This is a genomic window from Pseudomonas sp. NFACC02 (assembly GCF_900110765.1).
GTDB lineage: Bacteria > Pseudomonadota > Gammaproteobacteria > Pseudomonadales > Pseudomonadaceae > Aquipseudomonas.
The window spans coordinates 216,518-238,067 of sequence record NZ_FOEO01000002.1; the positions used below are offsets into that span (position 1 = coordinate 216,518).

Annotated in this window: 20 protein-coding genes and 1 pseudogene; 11 read left to right on the plus strand and 10 right to left on the minus strand. The window is 61.0% G+C overall.

Features of this window, described 5'->3' with window-relative positions:
- The first annotated feature begins 7 nt into the window (after positions 1–7).
- A complete protein-coding gene (locus tag BMY73_RS02990; RefSeq protein ID WP_092404929.1) occupies positions 8–523 on the plus strand; it encodes a nucleoside 2-deoxyribosyltransferase in 516 nt (171 codons plus the stop codon).
- A gap of 202 nt (positions 524–725) precedes the next feature.
- On the opposite strand, the gene BMY73_RS02995 is transcribed toward BMY73_RS02990, so the two are convergent.
- Together BMY73_RS02995 and BMY73_RS03000 are read right to left on the minus strand one after the other, a co-directional pair.
- The gene (locus BMY73_RS02995) at positions 726–941 is read right to left on the minus strand and encodes a hypothetical protein (protein ID WP_092404931.1); all 216 of its coding nucleotides are present in this window, start codon (positions 939–941) and stop codon (positions 726–728) included.
- Positions 942–1,002: 61 nt separating this feature from the next.
- Complete coding sequence (locus BMY73_RS03000) at positions 1,003–1,905, minus strand: LysR family transcriptional regulator (protein WP_092404933.1); 903 nt, start codon at positions 1,903–1,905, stop codon at positions 1,003–1,005.
- Between the two features lie 104 nt (positions 1,906–2,009).
- On the opposite strand from BMY73_RS03000, the gene BMY73_RS03005 reads away from it, so the two are divergent.
- Positions 2,010–3,107, plus strand: a complete 1,098-nt coding sequence (locus tag BMY73_RS03005) for an AbrB family transcriptional regulator (RefSeq protein WP_371914939.1) — start codon at positions 2,010–2,012, stop codon at positions 3,105–3,107.
- A gap of 58 nt (positions 3,108–3,165) precedes the next feature.
- On the opposite strand, the gene BMY73_RS03010 is transcribed toward BMY73_RS03005, so the two are convergent.
- From BMY73_RS03010 to BMY73_RS28725, 3 genes and pseudogenes are all read right to left on the minus strand, one after another.
- Positions 3,166–4,410: a D-mannose isomerase gene (locus BMY73_RS03010; protein WP_092404935.1), complete on the minus strand. Its 1,245-nt coding sequence runs from the start codon at positions 4,408–4,410 to the stop codon at positions 3,166–3,168.
- Between the two features lie 223 nt (positions 4,411–4,633).
- Positions 4,634–5,497, minus strand: coding sequence for a methyl-accepting chemotaxis protein (locus BMY73_RS28720; RefSeq protein WP_370588190.1), 864 nt, complete (start codon positions 5,495–5,497; stop codon positions 4,634–4,636).
- Positions 5,492–6,304, minus strand: a pseudogene (locus BMY73_RS28725) (MCP four helix bundle domain-containing protein); the annotation flags it as partial. The gene BMY73_RS28720 and the pseudogene BMY73_RS28725, both read right to left, overlap by 6 nt.
- 151 nt (positions 6,305–6,455) lie before the next feature.
- Between BMY73_RS28725 and BMY73_RS03020 the strand changes: the two are divergent.
- The 3 genes from BMY73_RS03020 to BMY73_RS28240 all read left to right on the plus strand — a co-directional run bounded on the left by BMY73_RS03020 (position 6,456) and on the right by BMY73_RS28240 (position 8,803).
- Positions 6,456–6,944, plus strand: a complete 489-nt coding sequence (locus BMY73_RS03020) for a GFA family protein (protein WP_062380913.1) — start codon at positions 6,456–6,458, stop codon at positions 6,942–6,944.
- An 86-nt stretch (positions 6,945–7,030) separates the two neighbouring features.
- A complete protein-coding gene (locus tag BMY73_RS03025) occupies positions 7,031–8,578 on the plus strand; it encodes an FAD-dependent oxidoreductase (protein WP_092404937.1) in 1,548 nt (515 codons plus the stop codon).
- 54 nt (positions 8,579–8,632) lie between these two features.
- Positions 8,633–8,803 (plus strand): hypothetical protein, encoded by a 171-nt coding sequence (locus BMY73_RS28240; RefSeq protein WP_175500118.1) that lies wholly within the window; start codon positions 8,633–8,635, stop codon positions 8,801–8,803.
- 9 nt (positions 8,804–8,812) lie between these two features.
- On the opposite strand, the gene BMY73_RS03030 is transcribed toward BMY73_RS28240, so the two are convergent.
- Entirely contained in the window at positions 8,813–9,910 is a 1,098-nt protein-coding gene (locus tag BMY73_RS03030; protein ID WP_092404939.1) for an MBL fold metallo-hydrolase, read from the minus strand.
- A gap of 220 nt (positions 9,911–10,130) precedes the next feature.
- On the opposite strand from BMY73_RS03030, the gene BMY73_RS03035 reads away from it, so the two are divergent.
- The gene (locus BMY73_RS03035; protein WP_092404941.1) at positions 10,131–10,760 is read left to right on the plus strand and encodes a TetR/AcrR family transcriptional regulator; all 630 of its coding nucleotides are present in this window, start codon (positions 10,131–10,133) and stop codon (positions 10,758–10,760) included.
- Here the strand turns inward: BMY73_RS03035 and BMY73_RS03040 are convergent.
- The gene (locus BMY73_RS03040; protein WP_092404943.1) at positions 10,757–11,437 is read right to left on the minus strand and encodes a DJ-1/PfpI family protein; all 681 of its coding nucleotides are present in this window, start codon (positions 11,435–11,437) and stop codon (positions 10,757–10,759) included. The two genes, BMY73_RS03035 and BMY73_RS03040, sit on opposite strands and share 4 nt — an antisense overlap.
- A gap of 108 nt (positions 11,438–11,545) precedes the next feature.
- Here BMY73_RS03040 and BMY73_RS03045 point away from each other — a divergent pair, with 108 nt between their 5' ends.
- The 4 genes from BMY73_RS03045 to BMY73_RS03060 all read left to right on the plus strand — a co-directional run bounded on the left by BMY73_RS03045 (position 11,546) and on the right by BMY73_RS03060 (position 16,451).
- Positions 11,546–12,526 carry a GlxA family transcriptional regulator gene (locus BMY73_RS03045; RefSeq protein ID WP_092404945.1) on the plus strand — a complete coding sequence of 327 codons (981 nt, stop codon included), beginning with the start codon at positions 11,546–11,548 and terminating at the stop codon, positions 12,524–12,526.
- A gap of 253 nt (positions 12,527–12,779) precedes the next feature.
- Positions 12,780–14,129, plus strand: a complete 1,350-nt coding sequence (locus BMY73_RS03050) for a GntT/GntP/DsdX family permease (protein WP_062380902.1) — start codon at positions 12,780–12,782, stop codon at positions 14,127–14,129.
- Complete coding sequence (locus BMY73_RS03055) at positions 14,130–14,990, plus strand: MurR/RpiR family transcriptional regulator (protein WP_092404947.1); 861 nt, start codon at positions 14,130–14,132, stop codon at positions 14,988–14,990. It abuts the gene before it with no gap.
- Between the two features lie 3 nt (positions 14,991–14,993).
- Positions 14,994–16,451, plus strand: coding sequence for an N-acyl-D-amino-acid deacylase family protein (locus tag BMY73_RS03060; RefSeq protein WP_092404949.1), 1,458 nt, complete (start codon positions 14,994–14,996; stop codon positions 16,449–16,451).
- Between the two features lie 365 nt (positions 16,452–16,816).
- Here BMY73_RS03060 and fahA read toward each other — a convergent pair whose 3' ends face one another.
- On the minus strand, positions 16,817–18,115 hold the full coding sequence (gene fahA / locus BMY73_RS03065; protein ID WP_092404951.1) for a fumarylacetoacetase: 1,299 nt from the start codon (positions 18,113–18,115) through the stop codon (positions 16,817–16,819).
- Positions 18,112–19,428 (minus strand): homogentisate 1,2-dioxygenase, encoded by a 1,317-nt coding sequence (gene hmgA, locus BMY73_RS03070; RefSeq protein ID WP_092404953.1) that lies wholly within the window; start codon positions 19,426–19,428, stop codon positions 18,112–18,114. Before hmgA ends, fahA begins: the two co-directional genes overlap by 4 nt.
- 110 nt (positions 19,429–19,538) lie before the next feature.
- On the opposite strand from hmgA, the gene BMY73_RS03075 reads away from it, so the two are divergent.
- Entirely contained in the window at positions 19,539–20,330 is a 792-nt protein-coding gene (locus BMY73_RS03075) for an IclR family transcriptional regulator (RefSeq protein WP_092404955.1), read from the plus strand.
- Between the two features lie 127 nt (positions 20,331–20,457).
- Here the strand turns inward: BMY73_RS03075 and hppD are convergent, their stop codons facing one another.
- On the minus strand, positions 20,458–21,534 hold the full coding sequence (gene hppD, locus BMY73_RS03080) for a 4-hydroxyphenylpyruvate dioxygenase (RefSeq protein ID WP_062380892.1): 1,077 nt from the start codon (positions 21,532–21,534) through the stop codon (positions 20,458–20,460).
- Between the last annotated feature and the right edge of the window lie 16 nt (positions 21,535–21,550).

Below are 21,550 nucleotides of genomic sequence, written 5' to 3' on the forward strand. Positions count from 1 at the left end.
AATGACCATGCTTTCCTCTCGCAAACCTCGGGTTTACCTGGCGGGCTTCGACGTCTTCCGCAGCGACGCCATCGAGCACGGACGTTATTTGAAAGCCCTGTGCGACGCCCATGGCCTTGAAGGGTTGTATCCATTCGACAACGAGGTCACTCAGGGACTGCCACCGCAGGAAACGGCGGCGTTGATTTGTAATGCCAATATCGAGATGATCCAAAGCTGCGACGCCGTGCTGGCCAATTTGAACGTGTTTCGCGGTGCCGAGCCGGATTCGGGAACGGCGTTCGAAGTCGGCATGGCCGTGGCGCTCGCCAAGCCGGTGTGGGCGTATTTCGACGACCTCGGATCGCTGCGCGAGCAGATCGGGCACGATGCTGCCGGATTCGATGCCCAGGGATTTCAGGTCGAGGACTTTCAGCTGCCGAAAAACCTGATGCTCGCATGCACCTGGGCAGGCAGCAGCGAAACGGCCGAGGCCGGAATAGAGGCGCTGGCGCGGTATCTGACATCAGCGCTGGCGACGTAAATCACGCCCTCGAAGCTTTGCGTGCCGGAGAACCTGTGGGAAATTCTTGGGTTCTCACACCAGTGGCGTCAGTCCGTTTCTTGAGGATCACAACGCCTGACAGCGTGCGCCACATCCCGGATGACGCGGAGCGTGGGAACCATCAGAAACCTGTGGGAGCAAGCTCACTCCCACAGATAACTGATCGGTGCCTATATTGCGCTCAACCCAGCGTCGACGACCCGATGTCCAGCTTGTCCGAATCTTCAAACTCGTCCAGCCGCAGATCGCCCAGGTCCAGATCGCCTTCCGGGTCACTGTCTTCGTCGGCATCGGCGTCGTTGAGTGGCGACTGGTCGCCGCCGAAGTGCTGGTCTTCGTCGCTCAGGTAATACGGTGTCAGATGATGTTGGCCAAGCGTGTGTGGCTGTACGTGCATCGCGGGTTCTCCTGACGGCTTTTCATGTTCAGTTTCAAGGCTACTCCACCTGCCGGCACGATCACACCCAGCTGAAAAACGATCCGCCGTCCTCGCGCAGCATTTTCGCCATGGCGTGAGCGGCCGGAGACAGGTAGCCCTCGCGGCGCAGGATCACGCAGATGGTTCGCGCCATGGTGGTGGTTGCCAGAGGCACCTCCCGCAGATATTGCATGTTCTTGCCATATTCAAGGGTTTCCCTGGCAATGAAACTCAACAGGTGGGTCTGGGCAATCAACCTGGGCAACAGGGAAATGGAATTGGCTTCGATCTGCACCACGGGCAGCGGCAGGTTGTGCCGGGCGAACGCGTCATCGACCCAGATCCGCGAGGACACGCCTTGCGGCGGCAACACCCAGCGGTAATTGCACAGGTCACTCATCTGAAACGGCGCGTTGAAGATCGGATGATTGCGACTGGCGATCACCACCGCTTCGTCCGTGAGAATCGGATGGGCCGTGAACTCGCCTTCAACGCCTCGTTGAGCGCAGATGATCATGTCCAGATGCCCCGACCGAAGCTGTTCGCGCAGCATGTCATCCTGACCGATCACCAGTTTCAGGGTGATGTCCGGGGCGCGTTTCAGCAATGCATTGGTCAACTCCGGCAGCAGGTATTCCGCCATCGTGGAGGCACACCCCAGACGAATCTCGCCCACCGCCCCACTGGCAAAGTCACGCACCTCGCGCTGGGTCTGGGCAATGCTTTGCTGAAGCATCCGGCCACGCGCTTGAAGCAACTCGCCGACCGGGGTCAGCTTGATTCGCCGACCGTCACGCTGAAACAGTTTGGTGCCGAACGATTCTTCCAGCCGCTGGATGCTTTTGGTCAGTGCAGGCTGGCTGCGATTGAGTTTTTCAGCCGCACGCCCCAGATGACCGAGCTCGGCGATGGTGTCGAAATAGGTCAGGTCGCGCAGGTCCATATATCAACCAAAGTTATCAATTCATGATTATTAGAAAATAGACTTGATCAATTCAACTGTCGATACTTCCCGGCATTGGACACACTTCCATCAGGAACATGCCAATGCTCTGGAGATCCTCGTTGTCACGCTCTGCACCGTTTTCCCTCGATTCCCTGCATCCACTCATGCAGTGGTCACTGCTCATCGTCCTGGCGGGCAGTGCCGGTCAGGCGTTCAAGTACTTTCACGTACCCGCTGCATTGTTTCTCGGCCCGATGCTGGTCGCCATCGGCTTTGGCGTTAGCGGCGCGAGTATCCGGCTGCACAAGCACGTATTCCGGCTAGGCCAAGGCTCCGTGGGGGTGCTCGTCGCGCACTCGATGACCATGAGTGTTCTGCTGACCGCCATGCAGTCGTGGCATGTGATGGTCTTTGCCACCTTGCTGACGATCGCGCTGAGCGCCGTGGTCGGTGTCGGTCTGGCACGCTGGGGTGGCATTCAAGCCAGCACGGCCGCGTGGGGCACTTCGCCGGGAGCTGCGTCGGCGATGGTGGCGATGTCCGAGGACTACGGCGCCGATTCCCGTGTGGTTGCGACGATGCAGTACGTGCGGGTGGTCTGCGTGGTGATGGTGGGCGCGCTGGTGAGCCGCCTGATTGGCGCCGACGTCGGCGGTACCGATGCGCACAGCAGCGCTGCCCTGCTGCAAGATGGCAACCTGCTGAATCTTGGCCTGAGCCTGCTGGTGATCGTGGTGGGCGTCATGCTCGGTTCGAAGGTCCCGGCCGGCGCGTTGCTGGTGCCCCTGTTACTCGGCGGCGCGCTGCAATTGAGCGGCGTCCTGCAAATCGTCATGCCGACCTGGCTGCTGGCAATCGCCTACGGCGCCATCGGCAGCTACATCGGGCTGCGATTTGACCGGGCGACCATCCACTACGTCTGGCGGCGACTGCCCGCGATGATTTTCGGCGCATTGCTGCTGATCCTGCTCTGCGCGCTCTCCGCCTGGGTGATCGCCGACATGATGGACAAGGACTTTCTGTCGGTGTACCTGGCGACCAACCCCGGGGGCCTGGACGCCATGGCGATCATCGCCATCGACACCCACTCGGATGTCGGTTTTGTGCTGGCGATGCAGACGCTGCGCCTGTTCGGCGTGATCCTGACCGGCGCCTATATCGCGCGACAGGTGATCAGGGTCACCCAGCGGCTTGCGTGATCAAGCCCGCAGAGACAGGGCCAATCGCTCATCGAGCCCATGACGTCACCTGAGCGTGTCACGGCAGGTACAGCAGCGCGGTCGCCAGGCTTTGCGCCAGCGGCAGAACCGGCAACAGCGTCGCCTGGTACGCATGATAGAGGTCCGGCTTGCCTGGCCAGATATCGGCACTGGGTTGATTCTGCGGGTTCAGCTCATGACGCCAACTGCCATGCTCACGGTCAATGAACAGCGTCTCGTTGAACTCCCAGAACGTGCGATACCAGGTTTCATATTGCTGCTCACCCGTGCGTTGCAGCAGCGCCGCCGAGGCGGCCGCCGCTTCAGCGTGAGTCCAGTGCAAACGATGGCGAACCACCGGGCGATTCTGCCAATCGAGGGTGTAGACAATGCCCGGTGCGCCATCGACATCCCACCCGAACCGACAGGCGTTTTCGAAAAGCAACCGCGCGTCTTCCACGAGCCAGGACGGTGTCTCCAGCTTGACCCTCTGTCGCGCGGCCTCGAGATGCAGCACCAGTCGCGCCCACTCGAAGGCATGTCCCGGCGTCGTACCGTAAGGACGAAAACCGTCATCCGGCTTGTCAACGTTGTACTCGGGTACAGGCTGCCATTGCGGCGTGAAGTGTTCGATGACTTGATGATGGTTGCCAGCGGCGTGCTGATGAATCACGCGTTCGACGATGCGCAACGCACGATCCAGCCAGCGCGCATCCCCTGTCACGTCCGCCAGCGCCAGGAACGCCTCGGTGCTGTGCATGTTGCTGTTCGCGCCACGGTAGGCTTCTTCGTTGCTCCAGTCACGATCGAAGGACTCGCGCATGGCACCTTCTTCTTCGCTCCAGAAACGCTGAGTGATCACCTGAATCGCCTGCTCCAGCAGCGCCTTGGCCCCCGGACGTTGCGCGGCGACGGCAGAACTCGCCGCAAGCGCGACGAAGGCGTGCAGGTAAGCCGCTTTGCCCGTGTCGGCACAGTGTTCGAGCGGTCTGGCGAACCAGCCACCGTGCTCGGCGTCGCGCAGAGGACCGGCCAGTGCGGCAACGCCGTGATCGACCAGACCGGCATAACCCGGAATGCCATTGATGTGGGCCATGGCAAAACTGTGGGTCATGCGCGCGGTGTTCATGGTTTCGGCGATGGCGTCGGCAGGAAGACGCCCCTGCTCATCCAGGTTGCCAAACCCCTGGGGCATCTTCGACGCCCTGGCGAACGCCAGCAGCCGGTTACCTTCTTGCGCCAGCCACGTTTTGTGTCCGGGGGAGCGCAGCCAACTGCTGAAACCGCGATTCACATCATCCATTGCCTTCACCTATCTGCTCGGCAGGTTCAGCCCGCCAGGAATTATTAGTCGGCGAATCATGCAAGCCAACCGCCGGTGCAGGCAAGCGAATGAGGTGAAACGTTTATGCTGATGAAGGTTTTCCCTGTAGGAGCGCGCTTGCCCGCGAACCCGCCCCTTCAGCCAACATCCCTGTCACAGACCACCAGCCATCGCGGGCAAGCGCGTTCCTACACACATTTTGTTAAACCCGGAAACGCGTCACCACCTGATTCAGCTCTCCCGCCAGACGCGACAACTCAGTGCTCGACGCGCTGATCTGGTTGGCACCCGATGAAGACTGCAGCGAGAGGTCACGAATGTTGACGATGTTGCGGTCCACTTCCCGCGCCACCTGCGCCTGCTCTTCGGCCGCGCTGGCGATCACCAGGTTGCGTTCGGAAATCTGGTTGATCGACGACGTGATACGGGTCAGCGACTCGCCTGCACCCTGGGCCAGTTCCAGCGTTTCGGACGCCCGCGAACGGCTGATCAGCATCGACTCCAGCGCTTCGCTGGAACCGCTGCGCATCGTCGAGACCATCTTGTCGATTTCCAGCGTCGACTGTTGGGTACGATGCGCCAAGGCCCGCACCTCATCGGCTACCACTGCAAAACCACGGCCCGACTCCCCCGCACGCGCTGCCTCGATGGCGGCGTTGAGCGCCAGCAGGTTGGTTTGCTCGGCAATCGAACGGATCACATCCAGCACCTTGCCGATGTCCTGAGACTGATCGGCGAGGTTCTGTACCAGCACCGAGGTGTGTTGCACGTTGCTCGACAGGTTCTGAATCGACGTCACGGTTTCGATGACGCGCGCCTGGCCATCTTGTGCCGCGGCGTTGGATTCGTTCGACGCCTGAGACGTTGACACCGCATTGCGCGCCACTTCCTCGACGGCCGAGGTCATTTCGTTCACGGCCGTCGCCGCCTGTTCGATCTCCGTGTTCTGCTGATGCAAGCCACGGTGACTGTCTTCTGTCACCGAGTTCAGCTCGGTCGCGGCGGATGCCAGCTGGCTGGCAGAACTGCCGATCAGGCTCAACGTGCTGCGCAGGTTGTTCTGCATTTGCTGCAAGGCGCGCAGCAAACGCGTCACCTCGTCCTTGCCTTCGACGCGGATGTCGCGGGTCAGATCGCCCTTGGCGACGAATTCGGCTGCGGTGACCGCTTCTTCCAATGGCCCGATGATGCTGCGTGTCAGCCACAGTGCGAGAACCACCGTCGCCAGCGCCGCAATCAGCACAAATACCAGGACCACCGTGCGCGACTCACCGTACTGCGATTGCGCGGCCATACCCTCGAGTTCGACCTGATGGGAATAGAAGTCGGCCAGATCGCCCAGTTGCGTACCGGAATTGTCGACGACGGTTTTCATGTCGACCAGCAGCAGCGTGTTCAGCGCTTTCAGATCACCGCTTTCGGCCAGGACGAAAGACCGGGCCAGCCCGCGCTGATAATCAGCCAGGGTGCCGCGAAACTTGTCATACAACGTCTTTTCTTCGGGGGTATCAATGAACGAGTCGAGGCTGTTCAGCTTGTCCGCGAGTACTTTGGCGCGGACATCCATCTGCCCCTTGTAGACGCTGACGTTCTTGGGGTCGGTGTCCAACGCCATGCGCAGAGAGATGGTCCGGATGCGCAGCATGGCTTCGCGGATATCGTTGACCAGCCGCATGCTCGGCATCCAGTTGCTCTCGACCGCCACTTCGCTTTGGCGGATGTTGGACATCTGGGTCAGGGCAAACCAGCCCAACAGGGCCACCAACAGGGAAATCAGGGTGAATCCAAGGCCCGCACGGCGGGCGATGGTCAAATTGCGTAGGTTCATGACCGTAGGCTCTTTTTTATTAAGTGGCGGTGGTCGTAGAGTCATCGTACGACTACCGCTTATCGACGCCCACCACCGCTTCTTGAGGGCCACAACATGAAGAAAACAAACGGCTGTTCGAGAAAAACGGAGAACCTGGAGCCTCGAAGCGGTCTAGACGTAACAGTCCCCGATCACCTACACGGAGAAAAAAGCCATGCACCTGGAAGGTTCCTGCCATTGCGGCGCGGTGGAGTTCAGCCTGACCAGCGCCCACCCCTACCCCTATCAACGTTGCTATTGTTCGATCTGCCGTAAAACCCAAGGCGGTGGCGGCTACTCGATCAACCTGGGTGGCGATGCGAAAAGCCTGAAGGTCAAAGGCAAAAGCAGTATTGCCATCTATCACGCCAAGATGCGCGACGATGCACACCATCAGGTCCACACCAGCAGCGCGGAGCGACATTTCTGCAAGCAATGCGGCAGCGGGTTGTGGTTGTTCAGCCCGCAATGGCCTGAGCTCATTCACCCGTTCGCCTCGGCTATCGACACGCCATTGCCGACGCCACCGGAGCACACGCACCTGTTGCTGGACTCAAAAGCGTCGTGGGTCGAGGTACAGGCCGGGCCAAAGGATAAACAGTTCGAGCAGTACCCCGAGGAATCGATTGCCGACTGGCATGAGCGGTTAGGGCTGGTGCGCTGAGACCGGTATTGGCTGCGGTTTGCAAATACGCTGAACCTCTTCCCATGCGGTCCACTCCCAAAGGAAAGCCTGGGAGGGAAAGTCACATGCCTATGCATCGGGTCGCTAGCCTGGCCGATCTTCGTCGAGATCGCGGCCTTCAGGTGGACGTTGGCGAGAAGAAAATCGTATTGGTTCGTGATGGTGAGGAGGTGCGCGCGTATCAAGGCGAGTGCCCTCATGCGGGGGCGCCGCTGGCCGATGGCGCGGTGTGCAACGGCCGTCTGATTTGCCCTTGGCACAAGGCGGAATTCGCTGTCCATGACGGACATCTATGCGAACCGCCTGCGTTGAATGCCCTTACGCGGTATGCGACGCAAGTGATCGAAGACCAGATTCATGTCGATGACCAGCCCGTTCAGACCGACCCGCAACCCCGTGCAGACGATGACCGCTGCTTCATCATCATTGGCGCAGGCGCGGCAGGAACCGCCGCAGCCTGCGCCTTGAGGGAAAAAGGCTTCAACGGTCGGTTGCTACTGGTGGACCGTGAAGCCAGGTCGGGATACGACCGCACGGCGTTAAGCAAATTTGTGCTGGCCGCCGACATGGAACCGGATGAAACACCGCCGCTTCGCGAAGAGCGTTTCTATGACGACAATCGCATCGAACGCATCCTGGGCGAAGTCATGAAACTCGACGTCATCAACCAGCGCGTCACGCTGGTCGACGGAAGACGGTTGGCGTATGACGCCGCATTGATTGCCACGGGAGGCGAGCCGTGCGCGTTACCCGTGATCGGCGCCGATCTCGCGCAGGTGCTGACACTGCGCTGCCGTGACGACGCGAAAAAGATTCTGGCCGCTGCTGGGCCGGGGGATCATGCGTTGATCGTCGGAGACAGCTTTATCGCGCTAGAGGCAGCGTCCGCACTCCGGAAACAGGGGGTAAACGTCACGGTCATCGCCCGTCACGAAGTGCCTTTCATCAAGCAGTTGGGCGAGCGGATCGGCAAGGCGATCCGCGCGCTGCATGAAGCAAACGGGGTGTTGTTTCGCACCCACGTCGAGGTCAGCCGTTTCGAAGGCGATGGGCCCGCAGACGCAAGACGTCTGAACGTGGCGGTGTTGAGTAACGGCGAGCGGATGCCGGTCGACCTTGCGTTGATCGGCATCGGTGTCGCGCCAGCCACGCAGTTCATCGACGGCATTGCACTGGAAGAGGACGGATCGTTGCAGGCGGATGCCGGCATGCAGGCCGGCAAGGCGCTGTGGGCGGCGGGCGACATTGCGAGCTTCCCGATCAACGGCGTATCGCAGCGGATCGAGCACTGGCGGCTGGCGCAACAACACGCCCGTATCGCGGCCAGTAACATGCTGGGCAGCGACCTGCACTACAACGATGTGCCCTACTTCTGGACCTTTCACTTCGGAAAACGTCTGGATTGTCTGGGGCATGCCGATGAGTGGGACGAGATTGTCTACCTGGGGGAGCCTGAGACGTTCAGCTTCCTGGCGCTGCTCTGCAAACAGGGTGCGGTGGTCAGCGTGGTGGGCTGCGAGCGCGAACGCGAGGTGGCGTTTCTGGCTGAGCGCCTGAAACAACCTTTGTTCAAGGATGAAGCCCTGATGCTGATCCAACAGCTAAGCCAGTGAACCTCGCAGGCGCCGAGCGCCTTATTAAATTGAACGGTTAACGGAGAACACGTGATGCCCAAAGAATCCAGCCGTGAAGATCTGGACCACAAGCCGGAAAATGCCGAAAAAGTGGGCGAGCAACACAAGCAGGCCAACCAGCAAGGTGAGCAGCCCCGGCACCCGGCCCCGCCGGAAAACACTGAACAGAACCGTGAACGGGATCAGAATCACAACAAACCCTGATCCCGCCGTTTAGCCTCGACTGGCGGCCTGCTGGCGATCACAGCAACGGTTGCGGCGATGTGTCGTCCTGGATTCAACAGCCTTTTCGACCTTCATCCACCACGCTTCGCCACGGCTTGGGTACTCGATATAGAACGGCTGGCCCATTTCCGGTGTAGTGATCGAGATACTGCGATCCCAGGCCAGCGCCAGGATACGGTCGAACGGTTCGTGCCAGGCATGCATGGCCAGGTCGAAGGTGCCGTTATGGATGGGCAGCAGCCACTTGCCGCGCAGGTCGATGTGCGCCTGCAGGGTTTCCTCCGGTTGCATGTGTACATCCGGCCAGTCGACGTTGTAGGCACCGGTTTCCATGAGCGTCAGGTCGAACGGGCCGTAGTGCTCGCCGATCAGTTTGAAGCCGCTGTGGTACCCCGTGTCGCCGCTGAAAAAAATCCGTTGCTCACCGTCGATCATCACCCACGAGGCCCACAGCGTCTGGTTGCTGTCGCTGAAGCTGCGTCCTGAAAAGTGTTGCGCGGGCGTGGCGACAAAGCGAATGCCATGGATCTCGGTGGACTCCCACCAGTTCAACTGTTGAACCTTTCTGGCGTCCACGCCCCACCTGATCAGCGTGTCGCCCACGCCCAGCGGTGCGACGAAATGTTCCACCTTGTCTTTGAGCATCTGAATCGTCATGTGATCAAGGTGGTCATAGTGGTTGTGCGACAGGATCACGGCTTTGAGGGGCGGCAGGTCTTCCAGACGGATCGGTGGCTGATGAAAACGTTGCGGCCCGGCCCATTGAATCGGCGATGCCCGCTCGGCGAAAACCGGATCGGTCAGGAAATACTGGTTGCGCAGCTTCAGCAGTACCGTCGAGTGGCCCAGGCGATACACCGTATTGTTCGGCGCGGCGAGCAATTGCTGACGGGACAGTGGCTGAACCGGGATCTCGCCGACGGGACGGGTGTGGCGAGGCTTATTAACCATTGCGTTCCAGAAGATGCGCAATGTCTTGAGAAACCCGGAGCGCTTCATCGGCTTGTGATTGAGATAGCGGCCCTCTTGCCGGGACAGAACGGGCAACGAGGATGCGTTATCGAGGTTTTTTTCGATCGAGGCCATGAGGTGCTGACTCCATGAAACGGGTGGAGGTTTCTGCAACGGCGAACGCATTGCAGGATGTTGCATACGACGCGAAGATGTAAACGGGAAGTTGTAACAGCTTTTTACACTACACCGTGTAGTTTCTAGCTTGCACGATCGTCAAAGAGAAGTAAACTGCCCGGTGTAATTTTCTTGTCGGGCTGTCACCCGATCTGCATAAACCTTTAGAAGCGATGCCATGACTGCACCTCTGCGACTGACCGACCGTAAACGTGAAGCCATTGTGATGGCTGCGATTGCCGAATTCCGCGACAACGGTTTTGAGGTCACCAGCATGGATCGCATCGCGGCTCGGGCTGAAGTTTCCAAGCGCACGGTGTACAACCATTTTCCGAGCAAGGAAGAGCTGTTTGCCGAAATGCTTCAGCGCCTGTGGGCCAGGGCCACCGCGCAGCCGGACGCCATCTACCGTCCTGCCTTGCCGTTGCGCGATCAATTGCGCGAGTTGCTCAACGCCAAGATGAAAACCCTCGGCGACAGCAATTTCATCGATCTGGCGCGCGTCGCCATCGGCGCCACCATCCACTCCCCCGAGCGGGCGCAGGCATGGGTCAACCGTCTGAACGAGCGGGAGGAAACGTTTACGGTCTGGGTACGCGGCGCCCAGCAGGACGGCCGCCTCAAGGCCGTCGAACCCGAGTTCGCCGCGTCACAGATTCACGCGCTGCTCAAGGCCTTCGCGTTCTGGCCGCAAGTGACCCTCAATAAACCGCTGCTGGCACCCGAGGAGCAGGTGTCGGTGGTCGAATCGGCACTGGACCTGTTCCTGTGCTGGTATGAAATCCCGGCCACCTGCTCGCCAGCTTAACGACGGCCAGCGGTCACCCGCTCGACGATCTGTTGACGTGCCGTCAGACCCGGCGTTGCCCGCTCCTTGGCAATCGCCAGCACTTGGGCGGGCGCGGTGTCCGGACGGCCGGCATTGAAGGGTGGCGCCGGGGCATATTCCAGCTGCAGTTGGATGGTTTGCGATGTGTCCGCGTCGAAGATTTCGCTGATCAACGTCAAGGCGAAATCAATGCCCGCGGTCACACCGCCGCCGGTCATCAGGTTGCCGTCGCGAACGACGCGCTCCTTCACCGGGATTGCCCCGAACTTCTCCAGCAAACCATGGGATGCCCAGTGAGTCGTCGCGCGCTTGCCCTCCAGCAAACCCGCCGCACCAAGGACCAGCGCCCCGGTGCAGACCGACGTGATGTACCGGGCACTCGCGGCCTGCCGCCGAATGAACGCCAGCGTTTCGGCGTCCTCCATTAGCGCGTCCACGCCAACACCGCCAGGCACGCAGATCACGTCAAGGTCAGGGCAATCGTCGAAGGTGCAGGTCGGCGTCAACGTCAGGTGGGTGCTGGACTGCAGCGGATCGAGGGTTTTCCAGATCAGGTGCACCGTGACACCCGGCATCGTGGCGAAAACGTCGTACGGACCGGTCAGGTCCAGTTGTTGAACCTTGGGAAATACCAGCAAGCCGATATGCAGCGTCATGGGGGGTTCCTGTGTCAGGTGATTGGACGAATCCACTGTAGCCCGATAAGCTCTGGCGGATACGCCACAAGACCCACAATTTCCGCCAACCCGTCTGTTGAGGCGCTCATGTCCGACCAGCCCAGAGCCATCCACATCCTGGCGTTCCCCAACGTGCAACTGCTGGACGTCAGCGGTCCGTTGCAAGTCTTCGCGTCGGCCAATGTCCAGATGCTGGAGAAGCATCTGCCGGCGCCCTACGCGCCCACGGTCATCGCCAGACAGAATGGCTGCGTGGTGTCGTCGGCGGGTCTGGGTCTGCACACCCATCCGCTGCCGGATACACCCTCGGATACGCTGATCATCGCAGGCGGCCGCGGCGTACACACCGCGCTGCTCGACCACGACTTGCTGGATTGGGTGCGTTCACAGGCCTCGAGCGCGAGACGGGTGGCATCGGTCTGCACGGGCGCGTTCATGCTCGCCGAAGCGGGTGTGCTCGACGGACACCGAGTGGTCACCCACTGGGACAGCTGCGATGAACTGGCCCGGCGTTACCCGGCGTTACAGGTCGATCCGGAACCGATCTTCATCAATGAGGAAGCGCTGTGGACCTCGGCGGGTGTCACGGCAGGTATCGACCTGGCTCTGGCGATGGTCGAAGCCGACCTCGGCCGAAACATCGCCCTCGCCGTGGCGCGGGATCTGGTGGTGTTTCTCAAGCGGCCCGGCGGGCAATCGCAGTTCAGCACTGCGCTGTCGATGCAACAGGCCACACGCGGCCAGGACAGCCGCTTTGGCGACCTTCACGCCTGGATTCTCGACAACCTTGCAAGCGATCTTTCCGTCGCCACCCTCGCCGCGCAGGTGGGCATGAGTGAACGCAGCTTCGTCCGGCATTACCGTGCCCATACGGGGAATACGCCGGCACGTGCCATCGAACAGCTACGCGTGGAAGCCGCCCGGCGCTTGTTGGGCGACAGTGCGTTACCGATCAAGCGGATTGCTGACCGGTGCGGCTTTGGCACCGAAGAGACGCTGCGCCGAAGTTTCCTCCGGGCGGTGTCGGTGACGCCACAAGCGTATCGGGAACGGTTCAGCGCACGCTGAGCTTTCCTGACCCTTTAAAGAAATTAATTTTCATAAATTGATATTTTTATCCGTTTTCGTGTAATTTAATTTTCATCACGAAATCAGAGATAACAATAATGCCTGCCTGTGATCGTCGTTTTCCGACCTCTGTTTCAACCTGTGAGCCTTCTGCAACACCCACTGCCGAGACTGTTTTCACCGCTTGTCCGCGCCGGGACTGACGTCCCTTCGCCAAGCCTGACCGCCCTCTTTCTCTGCAAGGAACCGTTGCATGCCACCGTCTACCGGCCTTTCTCTGTTGGTTTACGCCGCCATCGCGATCATTGCCCTGATCGTGCTGATTGCGCGCTTTCGCCTCAACCCCTTCATCGTCATCACCCTCGTTTCAGTCGGCCTGGCCCTGGTTGCCGGGATGCCCGCCACCTCGGTGGTCAGCGCCTATGAAGGGGGTGTCGGCAAGACCCTGGGTCATATCGCCCTGGTCGTGGCGCTGGGTACCATGCTCGGCAAGATGATGGCTGAGTCGGGTGGCGCCGAGCAGGTGGCGCGCACGTTGATCGACCGCTTTGGCGAGCGCAACGCACACTGGGCGATGGTCTGCATCGCGTTCCTGGTGGGACTGCCGCTGTTCTTTGAAGTCGGGTTCGTGCTACTCGTGCCCATCGCCTTTACGGTCGCACGCCGGGTGGGCGTCTCGATTCTGATGGTCGGTCTGCCGATGGTCGCCGGTCTGTCGGTGGTGCATGCGCTGGTTCCACCGCACCCTGCGGCGATGCTGGCGGTTCAGGCCTATCAGGCTTCAGTCGGTCAGACGCTGTTCTACGCCATTCTCGTCGGCATTCCGACCGCAATCATTGCCGGCCCCGTTTACGCAAAGTTCATCGTGCCGCACATTCAACTGCCCGAGGAAAATCCGCTGGCCAGGCAGTTTCTGGACCGAGAACCGCGCACGCAACTGCCGGGCTTCGGCATCACCATGGCCACCCTTCTGCTGCCGGTGGTGCTGATGCTGCTCGGCGGCTGGGCTAACCTGATTTCGACGCCAGGGAGCGCGCTCAACAGCTTCCTGTTGTTTGTCGGTAACTCGGTGATCGCCCTGTTACTGGCGACTTTGCTGAGCTTCTGGACCCTGGGCATCGCGCAGGGCTTCAACCGTGACGCGATTCTCAAATTCACTCAGGAATGCCTCGCCCCAACGGCCAGCATCACCTTGCTGGTCGGTGCGGGGGGTGGCCTGAACCGGATTCTGGTCGACAGTGGCGTGACCAACGAGATCGTCAGCCTGGCCCAGGACTTTCACTTGTCGCCGCTGCTGATGGGCTGGCTGTTCGCAGCATTGATGCGCGTGGCAACCGGTTCGGCGACCGTGGCCATGACCACCGCCTCAGGCATCGTTGCCCCGGTCGCGATGGGCCTGGGCTATCCACATCCGGAACTGCTGGTACTGGCGACCGGCGCGGGCTCGGTGATCTTCTCTCACGTCAACGACGGCGGCTTCTGGCTGATCAAGGAGTACTTCAACATGACCGTGGCGCAGACCTTCAAGACCTGGACCGTGCTGGAGACGCTGATTTCCGTCATCGCCTTCATCCTCACCCTTGGCCTGGCCCAGGTGATCTGAGTGGACATCCTTTACCAGATCCGCGCCCGCCAGGATTCCTTCAGCGCGGGTGAAGGCCGCATCGCCCGACTGATTCTCAGCGACGTTGCGTTCTGCGCCAGCGCCAGCCTCGACGAACTGGCCGCGCGCGCCGAGGTCAGCAGCGCCACGCTGTCGCGGTTTGCCCGTTCGATCGGCTGCAAGGACCTGCGCGATTTGCGCCTGCAATTGGCGCAAGCCAGCGGCGTCGGCACTCGCTTTCTCCATCCCGAGCAGGCCCCCGAGCAATCGGCGTTTTTCAGCCAGATCGTCGGCGATATCGAATCGACGCTGCGTCAGCATCTGGCCGGATTCGACGAGGCGCGCTTCAAGGCTGCCGTCGCCCTGCTCACCCCGGCCCGCATGATTCACAGCTTCGGCATGGGCGGCTGCTCCAGTCTGTGCAGCGAAGAGTTGCAGACCCGTCTGGTACGCCTCGGCTACCCCATCGCTGCCAGCCGCGATCCGGTGATGATGCGTCTGATCGCTGCCACTCTCGGCCCGGATCACAGCCTGATTGTCTGTTCATTGAGCGGTCGCACGCCCGAGCTGCTGGATGCCGTGAGCCTGGCACGCAGTTACGGGGCGAAGACCGTGGCGATCACCCTGCCTGACTCGCCCCTGGCCGGTCTCGCCGACGTGGTGCTGCCGTTGCAGATAGCCGAAACCAATTTCATCTACAAACCCACGGCCGCGCGCTACGGCATGCTGCTGACCATCGACGTGCTCGCGACAGAACTTGCGCTGACCGCTCCGGATGACAATCAGGAACGGCTGCGGCGCATCAAGCTCGCTCTTGATGATTACCGCGGCGGCGACGACGGCCTGCCGCTTGGAGACTGAACCATGCTTTACGACCTGATCATTCGCGATGCGCTGGTGATCGATGGCAGCGACACGCCGGGCTACCGCGCCGATGTCGCGCTGGGTAACGGCCGCATTCTGCGCATCGGCGACCTGAACGGTGTCTCGGCCAGGGACGAGCTCGACGCCGCTGGCCGGGTGCTGGCGCCGGGGTTCATCGACGTGCACACCCACGACGACACCGTGGTCATTCGCCACCCGGACATGCTCCCGAAGATCACCCAAGGTGTGACGACGGTGATCGTCGGCAACTGCGGAATCAGCGCCTCACCGGTCACCCTGGCCGGTGACCCGCCCGACCCGATGAACCTGCTGGGGCCGGCCAGCGCCTTTGCCTATCCGCGCTTCATGGATTACCGCAACGCCGTGGACGAGGCGCGTCCGGCGGTCAACGTCGCAGCATTGGTCGGCCACACCGCCTTGCGCAGTAATCACCTGAACGACCTGCTGCGCACGGCGACACCCGATGAGATCGGCGCCATGCGCGAACAACTGCGCGAGAGTCTGCAGGACGGCGCACTGGGGCTGTCCACCGGTCTCGCGTACGCCTCGGCCTATTCGGCCGACACCGACGAGGTCAAGCAACTGGCCGAGGAACTGACCGCTTTTGGCGCGGTGTACACCACGCACCTGCGCAGTGAGTTCGAACCGGTGCTGGAGGCGATGGACGAGGCGTTCGACATCGGTCGCCATGCCCGGTCGCCGGTGGTGATTTCGCACCTCAAATGCGCGGGCGCTGGCAATTGGGGACGTAGTCCGCAGCTGCTGGCATCGCTGGAGAAAGCCGCGCTGACCCATCCCGTTGGCTGTGACTGCTATCCGTATGCCGCCAGTTCATCGACGCTGGATTTGAAGCAGGTGACCGATGCGTTTCGTATCACGATCACCTGGTCTACGCCCCATCCAGACGAGGGCGGACGCGATCTGAAGGACATCGCCGCCGACTGGGGCCTGTCGCTGCTGGAAGCCGCACGCAAGCTACAACCTGCCGGGGCGGTGTACTACGGCATGGATGAAAACGACGTACAACGCATCATGAAACATCCGCTGTCGATGATTGGCTCCGATGGCCTGCCGGAAGACCCGTTCCCCCATCCACGCCTGTGGGGGGCTTTCCCACGGGTGCTGGGGCATTTCAGTCGGGACGTGGGCCTGTTTCCGTTGCACACCGCGGTGCACAAGATGACAGGCCTGACCGCCACGCGCTTTGGTCTGCACGAGCGCGGCTTCGTACGTGAAGGTTATTGGGCGGATCTGGTGCTGTTCAATGCCGAGACGGTCCGCGATGTCGCAGACTTCAAGCAACCCAAGCGTGCGGCCAAAGGGATTGACGGGGTTTGGGTCAACGGGCATTTGAGTTATGCCGAAGGCAAACCACAGGGCGAACGGCAGGGACGGTTTTTGCCCCGCGAAGGTTCGCTGGTCCCCGGCTTCTCTTGATACACAACCTTTGCACAATCACGCGAAACCTAAGGGCCGCCTTCGCTGCCCTCGTAACCTCGGACGTCTCCCACAGGATCCGCGTCGTTCCGAAGACCTGAGCACGACGCGGATACTGTAGGAGCGCGCTTGGTCTGGGCGGCATTCCGACGAATGCGGTGGTTCAGCAACATCCACAGTGACTGACCCACCTCATTCGTCCGAATTGCGGCCCATACCCTCGTAACCTCGGACGTCTCCTACAGGATCCGCGTCGTTCCGAAGCCATGAGTACAACGCTCATACTGTAGGAGCCGGCTTGCTGGCGAATGCGGTGGATCAGCTAAGCGCCTATGCAACGGCGCTGAGCTCAGCGCCTGCGAGACTTAACCCACTACCACCCCACGGCACTCGCCGAAGCCGATACTCACCTCGCCATCCTTGCGGCAGCGCGCTGTGAGGATCACTTCGTCGCCTGCTTGCAGAAACGTGCGTGTCTCGCCGCTGGATAATTCAACCGGGTGTTTTCCGCCCTCGGTCATCTCCAGCAAACTGCCGAACTGCCCGGTTTGCGGACCGGACAGGGTGCCGGTGCCGAAGAGATCGCCCGGCTGCAATTTGCAGCCATTCACGCTGTGATGAGTGACCATCTGCGCCACGGTCCAGTACATGTTCAGCATATTGCTCAATGCGAGACGCTGTGGTGCCAGGCCCTGCTCTTTCATCTGTGCAGTAAGCAGGAGCACCTCCAGCTCGACGTCCAGTGCGCCACGCTGTTGATCCTGCTCGTCGAACAGGTAATCCAGGGGCTTCGGGTCGCCGTCCGGCCGCGCGGGTTGGGCACGGCGAAACGGCGCCAAGGCTTCCGCAGTCACCACCCACGGCGACAGACTGGTGGCGAAGCTCTTCGACAGAAACGGCCCCAGAGGCTGGTATTCCCAGGCTTGCAGATCGCGAGCCGACCAGTCGTTGAGCAGGCAGAAACCGGCAATGTGTTCACTGGCCTCGGCGATCGGAATCGGCTCACCCGTTTCGTTGCCCTGCCCCATCCAGACACCCACTTCCAGCTCGTAATCAAGCCGCTTGCTCGGTCCGAAGGCAGGCACCTCCACCCCTGGCGTGATCGTCTGACCGCAGGGGCGTTTGACTGGCGTACCGGATACACACAGCGTGGACGCCCGACCGTGATAGGCAATGGGCACGTACTTATAGTTGGGCAACAGCGGCTGGTCGGGGCGGAAGAGTTTGCCGACATTCGTGGCATGGTGGATGCCAACGTAAAAATCGGTGTAATCGCCCACCTGCGCGGGCAAATGCATCTGGCATTCGCTCATCGGGCACAGCAGGGTCGTCCCCAAGGCCTGCAAACGCTCGCGCTGCGGACTATTTTCATCCAGCAAGTGCAGCAGTTCATACCTCAAGGCCTGGCGCGCCGAAGCGCCCAGTGCGAAGAAATCATTGAGCTGGCTGCGGCTGGCGGCCTCGGCAGCCAGCCGGGCGACGCCATTGAACAGGCTGGCCTCGAGCGCCGCTTGCAGATCGAGGATGAAATCACCGATGGCGACCCCACCCCGCTTACCGAAACCCGGACGACTGAACACGCCAAATGGCAGGTTTTGCAGCGGGAAATCAGGGTGGTCGTTGGCGCAGGTCACCCAACTGCGCGGGTGTCGGGAAATGCTCATCGTTGGCTGTCCGTATCGAAAGGGTTGAAGGTTCTGGCGATGCCCTCCCAGCAGGCATCGTAGTCGCTTTGAAGTTCCGCGCATTCCAGGGCATGGCGGCTGGGGCGCAGGACCTTGCCAGTTTCGAACATGAACGCCATGGTCCGTTCGATCTTGTGCGGTTTTAGGTCAGCCGCCATGGCCTTCTCGGCCGTGGCGTTGTCCGGGCCATGGGCACTCATGCAGTTGTGCAACGAAACACCGCCGGGCATGAAACCTTCAGCCTTGGCGTCGTAGGCACCGTCGATCAAGCCCATGAACTCGTTCATCAGGTTGCGGTGGAACCACGGCGGACGGAAGGTGTTTTCCGCCACCATCCAGCGCGGCGGAAAAATCACGAAGTCGACGTTGGCTTGACCGTGAACCGCACCCGGCGAGGTCAGTACGGTGAATATCGACGGATCAGGATGGTCGTAACTGACCGTGCCAAGGGTGTTGAACAGGCGCAGGTCGTATTTGTACGGCACATTGTTGCCGTGCCAGGCCACCACGTCGAAAGGCGTGTGGTCGAGTTGCGTGCTCCACAGCTCTCCAAGGAATTTCTGCACCAGCTCGGTGGGTTGCTCGCTGCTCTCGAAGCACGCAACAGGCGCCTGGAAGTCGCGGGGATTGGCCAGCCCGTTGCTGCCAATCGGCCCAAGGTCTGGCAAACGCAAGGCACAGCCATGGTTCTCGCAGAGGTAACCGCGCGCCACTTCGTCGAGCAACTGCACGCTGAATTTCAAGCCACGAGGCACCACCGCGATTTCCTGCGGCTCGATGTCCAGCAGGCCGAGCTCGGTGACGATGCGCAAGCGTCCCTGCTGCGGAACGATCAACCATTCGCCGTCGGCACTGAAAAACGCACGCTGCATGGAGCGATTCGCAGCGTAAACATACACGCTGACGCCTTCGGCCTGATCCGCCGCCGAGGTGCTCGCCAGGGCGATCAGGCCCTCAACGAAATCAGTGGGCTCAGTGGGCACGTCAAACGCATTCCAGCGCAAGCGATTGGGGGTAACCGGACCTTGCTGCTGACCGGTGATCTGCCGTTCCAGGCGCTGATACCGAGGGTGTGCGGCCGAGGGCTGGATGCGGTACAGCCAGGTACGTCGGGCCTCCGCGCGCGGGACGGTGAATGCAGTGCCCGAGAATTGTTCGGCGTACAGACCGAGGGGATGACGTTGCGGCGAGTTCTGCCCCACCGGCAAACCGCCCGGCACGGCCTCGCTGCTGAATTGGTTGCCGAAGCCGGATTGATACCTCAAAGCCTCGGATGCAGGTGCTGTGAACATCTCGACCTCTTGTTTTTATTTTACGTAAACAGATTACGCATAACGTAATTTGAGTTTGCAGGTCGGTCAAGCTATAAAGCAGCCTTTCCAGACCGGCGCACGCCCCGCTCATGACCGAAGATTCCGCAATCCCCGCAGGCTCGCGCCAACAGAAAGTGCAGTCCGCCGAAGTTGGCGTCGGCATTCTCAAAGCGCTGGCCGAACTGGCACCCGCGACCTCATTGTCGAAGCTCGCCGAGTACGTGGGCATGCCCGCCAGCAAAGTGCATCGCTACTTGCAGGCGTTGGTGGACAGCGGCTTCGCCGAGCAGGATTCGGTGACCAATCACTACCGTTTGGGACGCTCCGCGTTGCAGGTCGGCCTTGCGGCGCTGAGTCAGCTGGACGTGCTGAAAACGTCCGCCCCCGCACTGATTGCACTGCGCGACGAGCTCAATGAAACCTGCTTCCTTGCGGTATGGGGCAACAAGGGGCCCACCGTGGTGTATGTCGAGCAATCGCTGGGCGCGGTGACGCTGGTCACGCAGATCGGCTCGGTCTTGCCGCTGCTCGGTTCGTCGACGGGAATGGTGTTCGATGCCTTCCTCTCACCCGCCGAGACGGCAGCGCTGAGACAATCGGAAGCGGACTCTCTGAACGCGAAACAGCTGAAAGAAATCGACCGTCACATCGAAGAAATACGCAGCACTGGCGTGCACCAGATTCATGGGCTGTTGATGGCGGGCGTCAATGCCGTGTCGTCACCGGTGTTCGCCATGGGTAGCAAGCTGGTGGGCGTAGTGACCGTGGTGGGTTCGGCATCGGTGTTCACCGACGAGCGCCAGGCGCTGGCGGCGCAGAAACTGCTGAAGACAGCCCAAGCGATCAGCGCACGGATGGGCGGGGACATGCCGGCCGTGTGACCCAAAGCCTGTCGCGAACCCTGTGGAAGCGAGCAAGCTCGCTCCCACAGAAAGATCCAGAGTCTGACCTGATTTCGGTGTGATGCGCCCACCGGTTTCAGGCAGGAGAGCGCCCCGTCAGGCGAAATCAATCTGCCGTCAACACCCCGCGCCGCAACTGGTCGCGTTCGATCGATTCGAACAGCGCCTTGAAGTTGCCCTCGCCGAAGCCGTCATCGCCCTTTCGCTGGATGAACTCGAAGAACACCGGCCCCATCAGGGTTTCCGAGAAGATCTGCAGCAGCAGACGCTTGTTGCCGCCTTCCGACGTGCCGTCCAGCAAAATGCCGCGCGCCTTGAGTTCGTTTTCGGGTTCGCCGTGGTTCGGCAACCGACCTTCGAGCATTTCGTAATAGGTGTCCGGCGGCGCTGTCATGAAACGCATGCCCAGCGCCTTGAGCCGGTCCCAGGTGTCGATCAGGTCCTCGGTGAAGAACGCGACGTGCTGAATGCCTTCGCCGTTGAACTGCATCAGGAATTCTTCGATCTGGCCAGCGCCTTTGGACGACTCTTCGTTGAGCGGGATGCGGATCATGCCGTCCGGGGCGGTCATCGCTTTGGAGGTCAGCCCGGTGTACTCGCCCTTGATGTCGAAGTAGCGAATTTCGCGGAAGTTGAACAGCTTCTCGTAGAAGTTCGCCCAATACGCCATGCGCCCCCGGTAGACGTTGTGGGTCAAATGGTCGATGAATTTAAGGCCCGCGCCTTCAGGATGACGGTCGACGCCTTCGATGAACACGAAGTCGATGTCATAGATCGACGTGCCTTCACCAAAACGGTCGATCAGGTAAAGCGGCGCGCCGCCAATGCCCTTGATCGCGGGCAAACGCAACTCCATCGGGCCCGTTGCGATCTCGATCGGCTGAGCACCGAGTTCCAGCGCGCGTTTGTAGGCCTGCTGCGAATCCTTGACCCGGAACGCCATGCCACACACTGAAGGGCCGTGCTCGGCGGCGAAGTAGGACGCTTCGCTATGAGGTTCGTTGTTGAGGATGATGTTGATCGCGCCCTGCCGGTACAGCGCCACGTTCTTTGAACGGTGGTTGGCGACTTTGGTGAAGCCCATCATCTGGAACACCGGCTCCAGCGTGTTGGGGGTCGGCGAGGCGAATTCGATGAACTCGAAGCCCATCAGGCCCATCGGATTTTCGTAGAGATCAGTCACGGTCTTGCTCCTGCTA

Excerpts from the sequence above, each read along its gene's own strand:
- BMY73_RS02990 (WP_092404929.1), top strand. The coding sequence starts at position 8 with ATGCTTTCCTCTCGCAAACCTCGGGTTTACCTGGCGGGCTTCGACGTC.
- BMY73_RS02995 (WP_092404931.1), bottom strand. The coding sequence starts at position 941 with ATGCACGTACAGCCACACACGCTTGGCCAACATCATCTGACACCGTAT.
- BMY73_RS03000 (WP_092404933.1), bottom strand. The coding sequence starts at position 1,905 with ATGGACCTGCGCGACCTGACCTATTTCGACACCATCGCCGAGCTCGGT.
- BMY73_RS03005 (WP_371914939.1), top strand. The coding sequence starts at position 2,010 with ATGCTCTGGAGATCCTCGTTGTCACGCTCTGCACCGTTTTCCCTCGAT.
- BMY73_RS03010 (WP_092404935.1), bottom strand. The coding sequence starts at position 4,410 with ATGGATGATGTGAATCGCGGTTTCAGCAGTTGGCTGCGCTCCCCCGGA.
- BMY73_RS28720 (WP_370588190.1), bottom strand. The coding sequence starts at position 5,497 with ATGCAGAACAACCTGCGCAGCACGTTGAGCCTGATCGGCAGTTCTGCC.
- BMY73_RS03020 (WP_062380913.1), top strand. The coding sequence starts at position 6,456 with ATGCACCTGGAAGGTTCCTGCCATTGCGGCGCGGTGGAGTTCAGCCTG.
- BMY73_RS03025 (WP_092404937.1), top strand. The coding sequence starts at position 7,031 with ATGCCTATGCATCGGGTCGCTAGCCTGGCCGATCTTCGTCGAGATCGC.
- BMY73_RS28240 (WP_175500118.1), top strand. The coding sequence starts at position 8,633 with ATGCCCAAAGAATCCAGCCGTGAAGATCTGGACCACAAGCCGGAAAAT.
- BMY73_RS03030 (WP_092404939.1), bottom strand. The coding sequence starts at position 9,910 with ATGGCCTCGATCGAAAAAAACCTCGATAACGCATCCTCGTTGCCCGTT.
- BMY73_RS03035 (WP_092404941.1), top strand. The coding sequence starts at position 10,131 with ATGACTGCACCTCTGCGACTGACCGACCGTAAACGTGAAGCCATTGTG.
- BMY73_RS03040 (WP_092404943.1), bottom strand. The coding sequence starts at position 11,437 with ATGACGCTGCATATCGGCTTGCTGGTATTTCCCAAGGTTCAACAACTG.
- BMY73_RS03045 (WP_092404945.1), top strand. The coding sequence starts at position 11,546 with ATGTCCGACCAGCCCAGAGCCATCCACATCCTGGCGTTCCCCAACGTG.
- BMY73_RS03050 (WP_062380902.1), top strand. The coding sequence starts at position 12,780 with ATGCCACCGTCTACCGGCCTTTCTCTGTTGGTTTACGCCGCCATCGCG.
- BMY73_RS03060 (WP_092404949.1), top strand. The coding sequence starts at position 14,994 with ATGCTTTACGACCTGATCATTCGCGATGCGCTGGTGATCGATGGCAGC.
- fahA (WP_092404951.1), bottom strand. The coding sequence starts at position 18,115 with ATGAGCATTTCCCGACACCCGCGCAGTTGGGTGACCTGCGCCAACGAC.
- hmgA (WP_092404953.1), bottom strand. The coding sequence starts at position 19,428 with ATGTTCACAGCACCTGCATCCGAGGCTTTGAGGTATCAATCCGGCTTC.
- BMY73_RS03075 (WP_092404955.1), top strand. The coding sequence starts at position 19,539 with ATGACCGAAGATTCCGCAATCCCCGCAGGCTCGCGCCAACAGAAAGTG.